At 73.1% G+C, this 8,035-nt stretch carries 4 protein-coding genes; 3 read left to right on the forward strand and 1 reads right to left on the reverse strand.

Annotated elements, in window-relative coordinates; translation table 11 throughout:
- The first annotated feature begins 12 nt into the window (after positions 1-12).
- On the forward strand, positions 13-3,516 hold the full coding sequence (locus EIO00_RS18060; RefSeq protein WP_161602748.1) for a bifunctional glycosyltransferase/CDP-glycerol:glycerophosphate glycerophosphotransferase: 3,504 nt from the start codon (positions 13-15) through the stop codon (positions 3,514-3,516).
- A 66-nt stretch (positions 3,517-3,582) separates the two neighbouring features.
- On the opposite strand, the gene EIO00_RS18065 is transcribed toward EIO00_RS18060, so the two are convergent.
- Positions 3,583-5,184 (reverse strand): hypothetical protein, encoded by a 1,602-nt coding sequence (locus EIO00_RS18065; protein ID WP_140180512.1) that lies wholly within the window; start codon positions 5,182-5,184, stop codon positions 3,583-3,585.
- Between the two features lie 213 nt (positions 5,185-5,397).
- Here EIO00_RS18065 and EIO00_RS18070 point away from each other — a divergent pair, with 213 nt between their 5' ends.
- Both EIO00_RS18070 and EIO00_RS18075 read left to right on the forward strand, forming a co-directional pair.
- Positions 5,398-6,150, forward strand: coding sequence for a polyprenol monophosphomannose synthase (locus EIO00_RS18070; protein WP_140180514.1), 753 nt, complete (start codon positions 5,398-5,400; stop codon positions 6,148-6,150).
- Positions 6,147-7,580, forward strand: coding sequence for a glycosyltransferase family 39 protein (locus EIO00_RS18075; protein WP_140180516.1), 1,434 nt, complete (start codon positions 6,147-6,149; stop codon positions 7,578-7,580). Before EIO00_RS18070 ends, EIO00_RS18075 begins: the two co-directional genes overlap by 4 nt.
- Positions 7,581-8,035: the final 455 nt, after the last annotated feature.

An 8,035-nucleotide genomic window follows, 5' to 3' on the forward strand; every position in this document is an offset into this window, starting at 1 on the left:
ACCAGGAGGATCGTGTCACCCCTGCTGAGCATCGTTGTCCCCTTCTACAACGTAGAGCCCTACCTGCGGGAATGCCTGGAATCGCTGGAGCGGCAAAGCCTGCGGGAGCTCGAAGTCGTCATGGTCGACGACGGGTCGACCGACGGCAGCGCCGCGATCGCCAAGGAGTTCACCGAGCGCGACCCGCGGTTCCGGCTGGTCCAGCAGGACAACGCCGGCCTCGGTCCGGCCCGCAACACCGGAGTGGCGCACGCCACCGGCAAGTACCTGGCGTTCGCCGACAGCGACGATGTGCTCCCCCGGTACGCCTATGAGCTGATGGTCGGCAGCCTGGAGGAGACCGGCTCCGACATCGCCTGCGGCGGAGTGCGCCGGATCAGCGCCCAGGGCCTGATCCCCTCGATCCTGCACCAGGACATCTTCCAGGTCAGCCGACCCAAGACCCATGTGCGCAAGTTCCCCGAGCTGCTGAACGACCGGACCGCCTGGAACAAGGTGTTCCGCCGCTCGTTCTGGGACGAGCACGACTTCCGCTTCCCGCCGGGCCTGTATGAGGACATCCCGGTCACCGTCCCGGCGCACGTGCTCGCCCGGTCCGTGGACGTGCTGCGCGAGACGGTCTACCACTGGCGGATCCGCGGAGAGGGCGACCGCTCCATCACGCAGCGGCGCACCGAGCCGGGCAACCTGGCCGACCGGATCCGCTCGGTCCGCTCCGCGGCCGACTTCCTGGCCGCCCGCTGCCCCGAGCTCAAGAGCACCTACGACCGGTACACGCTGCTGGACGACATCCGCATCTTCGTCAACGCGGTCGACCAGGGCGACGACGCCTACCGGGAGACGTTCCTGGACCTGGTCAACGACTACCTCGACCAGGTCGACCCGGCGCTGTTCGCCGAGCTGCCGGCGATCGAACGGCTGAAGTTCCACGCCGTGCGGCAGCGGATGATGCCCGAGCTGGTGCGGATCGTCTCGTTCTCCAAGAGCGACCCGCGCCGCACCAGCGCCGTCCGCCGGCCCGGCTCCGACCGCTGGTACGGCGACTACCCGTTCCTGGGCGATCCGCGGTTCCCCGACCACCTGTACGAGCTGTCGCCGGAGCACGAGCTGGTGCCGGTGACGGGCGTCCACTCGCTCTCCTGGCGGGACGGACGGCTGCGGATCGAGGGACACGCCTACATCGACCGGGTGGACACCGCCGAGCCCGAGGACTCCGTCATCGAGGTCGAGATCCGCCGCCGGCTCAGGCGGCTGAAGCTCCCCTGGGCGCTGCGCCCCAAGGTGGAGCGGCTGCGCCGGCCCGAGATCACCGCCGACAGCAAGCAGGCCACCGCCTGCCAGGACTGGTCCGCGTTCGCCGTCGAGCTGGACGAGGCGAAGCTGGGCCGTTCGAAGGGCACCTGGCACGTGTTCGTGACGGTGACCGCGGGCGGGGTGCGGCACCGGGTCCGGCTGGCCAACCCCAAGGGCGCGGCGCTGTGGCCGCCGGCCCGCGAGGCCGGCTCCGGGCTGCGGATCACCCCCAAGTACTCCCAGGCCGACGAGCTGCTGATCGGGGTGCAGCCGGTCCGGGCGCTGGCCACCGGGGTGCGGCTGGACGGCAGCGTGATCGAGCTGACCGGCTGGGTGCGCAGCGAGGACGCCGGCCTGGTCCGCAACGGCCGGCTGGAGCTGTCGTACCGGCAGGGCAAGACCACGGTGCGGCAGCCGGTGACCGCCACCGGGTCCGAACGCGGCCGGGTGACGTTCACCGCCCGGATCGACCCGGCCGACCTGGTGGGCAAGGTCGCCGTCGCCAAACTGGAGAACGCGGCCGACAGCATCGAGTGGGACGCCTACCTGGCGGCGGGCGGCACCAGGGTGCGGCTGGCGGTGCAGGCCGACCTCCGCGACGCCCGCACCACCGCCGGCGGGCACGAGTACCAGCTGGTCAGCACCAAGTACGGCAACCTGACGATCAGCGAGCATCTGCCCCGGCTGGTGGTGACCGCGGCCGAGTGGGTGGACGCGCGCACGCTGCGGCTGACCGGCTCGTGCATCGACCCCGACACCCGGCCCGACCGGCTGGTGCTGCGCCGGCGCCGCACCAGCGACACCCACGAGGTCCCGGTGACCTGGGACGGTGCGGAGTTCACCGCGCTGGTCACCACCGAGCGGGAGACGCTGCAGGGGGTGCTGCCGCTGCCGTCGGGCCGCTGGGAGATGTGGTCGCCCGGCCCGGCGGGCGAGGCCCCGGTGGCGGTGGACCGCGGCATCCGCGACACGCTGCTCGAGCCGCGGACCGCGGGCGTGCACGAGCTGGCGATCAGCCCCTACCAGGGCGATCTGATGTCGCTGCGGATCCGCTCCGGGCTCACCGACGACGAGCGCGGCCCGTACGCCCAGCGGCGGCTCCAGCAGCGGTACTTCTCCCCCGCCCACACCGGTGCCGCCCCGCTGCGGGACGCGGTGCTGTTCGAGAGCTTCTTCGGCCGGCAGTACTCCTGCAATCCGAAGGCGATCTACGAGGAGATGGTCCGCCGCGGGGTGGACATGGACCTGGTCTGGTCGACCGCCGACGGCCAGTTCCGGGTCCCCGGCGACGGCCGCACCGTGCTGCGCGGCAGCAGCGAGTACTACGAGATCGCCTCCTCGGCCCGCATCATCGTCAACAACTGCCTGCAGATGCAGGGCTACGTCAAGCGGGAGGGCCAGCGGTACCTGCAGACCTGGCACGGCACCCCCTACAAGCACATCGCCTTCGACCTGGTCCAGGGAGGGCGGATCGCGGCCGGCACCACCGCGCTGGACCGCTATCTGGAGGACGTGCCGATGTGGGACGCCCTGCTCTCCCCCGGCCCGCACGTCACCGAGCTGCTGCGCAAGGCGTTCCGGTACGACGGCGAGGTGATCGAGTCCGGTTATCCGCGCAACGACCTGCTGTACGCCCCCGACCGGCACGCGCGGGCGCTGCAGGTGCGGCGCCGGCTGGGCATCCCCTCCGGCCGCCGGGTGGCGCTGTACGTGCCGACCTGGCGGGAGGACGTCTACCTGACCCGAGGGCGGCTGGTGCGGCTCGCCCTGGACGTCGAACAGGTGGCCAAGGCGCTCGGCGAGGAGTTCGCGGTGCTGGTGCGGCAGCACCATCTGGTGGCCGACCGGACGACGGGCATCGGGTCCCAGGTGATCGACGTCACCGCGTATCCGGAGATCGGCGAGCTGTTCCTGATCGCCGACGTGCTGATCACCGACTACTCCTCGGTGATGTTCGACTTCGCCGGCACGGGACGGCCGCTGCTGTTCTTCACGCCGGACCTGGAGTTCTACACCGACGAGCTGCGCGGCGCCTACTTCGACCTGGCGGAGGAGGCCCCGGGGCCGCTGCTGCGCACGACCGACGAGGTGATCGACGTGCTGCGCGACCTGGACGCCACGGCCCTGGAGCACGCGGCCGCGCTCCGCGCGTTCCGCGAACGGTACTGCCCGATGGACGACGGGGAGGCCGCCTCCCGGGTGGTGGACCTGCTGCTGTCCTGACGCCCCGACGCCGCTCCGCATGCGGCGGGCCCGGGCCCGCCGCATGCCGGCACACCGGTCCGGCGGTCAGCCGGCGGCCGCGACGGCCCGCTCCCCCGGCCCCGCGCCCGGCCTCTCGCCGGGCTCGCCCGGATCACCGGGCTCATCGGGCTCATCGGGCTCGGCGGGCCCGCCGGGGCCGGCGGCCTCACCGGGCCCGTCGGGCTCCGTCTCCGGCCGCTCACCGGGCCGCCCAGGGGACTTCGCCTCCCGTCCGGGGGATGCGGACTCGGCGGCGGGGGACTCGGCGCGCCGCGGGCGGGGGACGAGCGCCAGCCCGGCGGCCATCGCCGCGAACGGAAGGGCGGGCAGGACGTACCGGTAGTCGAAGTCGGCGGTCGCCGCCGGGACCACCAGCAGAGCCGTCCCCACCGCCCAGGGCAGCAGCACCGGATCGCCCAGCCGGCGGATCCGCACCACCATGCCCACCAGGCCGATCAGCAGCATCCCGCCCAGGATCGGCCCGCGCACGTACACCGTGTCCTGGTAGTCGCGGATCCGACCGGCGTACGGCTCGACGACCCGGGCGACGCCCGTGTGCCCGCCGTAGATGTAGGCGAGCTCGGCGTCCGCCCTGCGCAGCGACGCACCCTCCCGGAACTCATAGCTCCCCGCCGTCCACGGCGTGGGGTAGGGCTTGCGCTCCCACTCGAAGGCACGGAAGGTGTCGCGGAGGATGACGCGCAGGTAGTCCCCGGGCTGCTCCCGGATGGCGGTCCGGGCGAACTCCCCGGCCAGCTCGTTGGCCACGGGGTTGTACATTCCGCCCACGATCTGCTCGAACGGCGAGTCCACCCCCCACAGCGCCCGATAGGCGGGGGCGATCTGGGGATGGGGCTCCAGGTGGTCGCGGCACATGAGCCTCGCCTCGGGCGGCAGCTCGAGCTTCGAGCAGTCGGCGAAGTCGACGGTCCGGCCGTAGAGGAAGATCTGGTCGGTCCCGGTCATCGCGAACTTGCCGTACACCGAGTGGAACCAGGTCATGTAGCCCAGCACCGGGAGCACGCAGGCCGCCGTCGCCGCCGTCATGGCACGCCAGCCGGCGCGGCGGACCGCCATGCACACCAGCACCACCGCCAGCAGCGGCAGCCCCACCGAACGGGTCAGCGCCGCGAAGGAGACCAGCAGCCCGGCCAGCGCCCCCGTCCACCAGCCCATCCGCCGCCGCCACAGCACCACCGCGACCGCCGCCGTCACCCAGAAGGTGAACAGCAGGTCGGACATCAGCATGTGCCCGAGGTGGAGCAGGTGTCCGTCCAGCAGCACCGCCGCGGCGAACGGGGTCGCCACCAGCCCCGGCAGCCAGATCCGCTTCGGCCAGGCCGCCCGCGCGGCCCGCCACACCACCGCGTACACCAGCACGCCGAGCGCGATGCCGATCGCGTGCTGCACGGTGAGCACCACGGTGAAGCTGTGCGCGGGCCGCAACAGCCACAGGAAGATCGAGTAGCCGCTGGGCCGCAGATAGGAGGGTTCGAGGACGATCGCACCCTGCAGATAGGTGCGGGAGTCGCCGAACCACAGCACCGAGGGGTACCCCAGCATGGCGAGCCGGCGCACCGCCACCGCGGCCGCCAGCACGAGGGCGAACAGCCCGTGCGCCAAGACCAGGCGGACTGCTGCTTTCACTCCGCTCCATTCCACAGAACCGGCCTCGGGAGCCGTCAGGCCACCGAGCAGATCCGAAGATGTCCGCGCACGCCGGAATGATCTCCGGAAAGATCGCACACCGGATGACGAAGGCCCGTCCAAGGGGCCGGACGATCCCCGCGGCAGCGGGGCGATGCAGAACACCTTAGGGGACGCTCCCGGCGTCACCGGGCACGAAAGGGGGATCCGGCGGTGCAGATTCCGCAGGGGCTCGGCCGGGTATTGGTGATCATCCCGACGTACAACGAACGGGACAACCTGGAGCCGATCACGGCCCGGGTGCGCGCGGCGGTGCCTGCGGTGGAGGTGCTGGTGGTCGACGACGCCAGCCCGGACGGCACCGGGGAGATCGCCGACCGGCTGGCGGCCGAGGACGAGCAGGTGCACGTCCTGCACCGCACGGGTAAGGACGGGCTGGGCGCGGCCTACCTGGCCGGGTTCGGCTGGGCCCTGGAGCGCGGCTACGACGTGCTGGTGGAGATGGACGCCGACGGCTCCCACCAGCCCGAGGAGCTGCCCGCGCTGCTGACGGCGCTGGTGGACGCCGACGTGGTGATCGGCGCCCGCTACGTGCCCGGCGGCCGGGTGGTCAACTGGCCGCTCCGGCGGGAGGCGCTGTCGCGCGGCGCCAACACCTACGCGCGGCTGCTGCTGGGGGTGCCGCTGCGCGACTCGACCGGCGGCTACCGGGCGTACCGGGCGACGGCGCTGCACAAGATCGGTCTGGAGGGGGTGGACTCGCGCGGCTACTGCTTCCAGATCGATCTGGCCTACCGGGCGGTGCAGGCCGGGCTGCGGGTGGTCGAGGTGCCGATCACCTTCATCGAGCGCGAGCGCGGCGACAGCAAGATGAGCAGGGACGTCATGGCGGAGGCGATGTGGCGGGTCACCCAGTGGGGAGTGTCCGGCCGGGCGCGCGCCCTGCGCGAGCGCAGGAGCCGGTGACGTCGGGCCCGGCCCGCCGGGCGGTGCCGGCGCTCGCGGCGGCGGCGGCCCTGGCGGTCGGGCTGTGGCGGATCACCGCGCCGCCGCTGTGGCGGGACGAGGCCGCCACCCTGTCGGCGGCCGCGACGCGCTCCCTGCTCGATCTGCTGCGGCTGCTGGGCAACATCGACGCGGTGCACGGGCTGTACTACCTGTTCATGCACGCCTGGACGGCCGTGTTCGGCACCGGCGATCTGGCGATCCGGCTGCCGTCGGTGCTGGCGCTGGCCGGCGCCGCCGCGACGGTGGCCGCGCTGGGCGGGCGGCTGGCCGACGCCCGGGTGGGGATGACGGCGGGCCTGCTGGTGGCGGTCTCGCCGGTGCTCTCGCGGCACGCCCAGGAGGCCCGCCAGTACACCGTCACGACCGCGCTGGCGGCCGTCTCGACGTATCTGCTGGTCCGGGCGGTCCAGGAGCGGACCCGCCGCCGGTTCGCGATCTATGCGGCCTCGGTGACGCTGGTCGGCTGGATCCACATGTTCACGCTGCTGATCCTGCCCGCCCACCTGGCCGCGCTGTGGACGGTGCGCGGCGACCGCGCCGTGCTGCTCAGATGGGCGGCGGCGGCGGGCGCGGGAGCGGCGGTGTTCTCGCCGATCCTGCCGCTGGCGCTGCGGCAGCGGGCCAAGCAGGTGGACTGGATCACCGCCCCGGACGCGGCGGCGGTGATGCGGCTGCTGGAGGCGTTCGCCGGCGGCCGGATCCTGATCGTCCCGGTGCTGGTGCTGGCGGCGGCGGCCTGGTGGTGGCGGCCCGACCCCCGGGCGCGGGTGGACCTGCGGATCCTGGCGACGGCCTGGGCGGTGCTGCCGCCCGCCCTGCTGCTGGCCGCCTCGCTGATCGAACCGATCTACTGGCTGCGCTATGTGATCTTCGCGGTGCCGGGCGTGGCGCTGCTCGTCGCCCTGGGGCTGCGCGTCCTGCCGTGGTGGGGGGCGGTCCCGGCGCTGGCGGCGATGCTCGCGCTGACCGTGCCCATGCATCTGCAGGTGCGCTCGCCCGAGTCCCGGGTCGACGACGTGCGACAGGTCGCCCGGATCATCGCCGAGCACCGGCGGCCCGGCGACGGGCTGGTGTTCGAGGAGGAGATCTACCGCCGGATCACGGCGGCCGAGCCGAAGGCGTTCGCGGGGCTGCCCGACCTGACAGTGGACCGGCCCGCCGCCGACGCCGCCGATCTGCAGGGCAGTGAGATATCCGACGTCTCGATCCTGCGGCGGCGGGCTGCGCGGGTGCGGCGCGTCTGGTACGTCGACCGGTCCGACCTGGAGGGCGCTCCGGGCTCGTGGGAGCGGGTCAAGGAAGACGAATTCCGGCGGTCGACGAAATGGCGGCGGGTCGGCCGGTGGCAGTTCCGCGGCGGGACGGTACGGCTGTACGAACGCCGCTGAGCGCGATACGGTCCGATACGACCGTCCCGATGCGCGCGGCGAACGGCCCGGTCGGACCGGCGTGGCGGCCGCGTGCGCATTTCACCGGCCGTGGCCGATTGCGGCCATTGCGGCCGATGGTGATCGACGCGGGGCGATTTTGCGATCGATGCCCCGCGTCCCCCGATCCCCGAAAAAACGACGGAGTCGGCATCGTGACCTCTCCACCGCTCCCCGGCAGGACATCGCGATCCCGCACCGGGCGACGGCCCCGGGACGACCTCACGCGGTCCCCCCGGCATGAGCGGCCCGCCGCCCGGACCGTCCCCGCCGCCGGCCGGCGGCCCGTCCTCCCCCATGGCCGCGGCTGAGGCCGCCGTGGCGCGACGGGCCCCCGCGCCGGGCCCGGCCGCCGCGTCCTCCGGGCCGCCCGCCAAGGTCCGCGACCCCTACTTCGACAACGCCAAGTTCCTGGC

Origin of the sequence: Thermomonospora catenispora, from assembly GCF_006363815.1 — a bacterium.
Classification (GTDB): Bacteria; Actinomycetota; Actinomycetes; order Streptosporangiales; family Streptosporangiaceae; genus Thermomonospora; species Thermomonospora catenispora.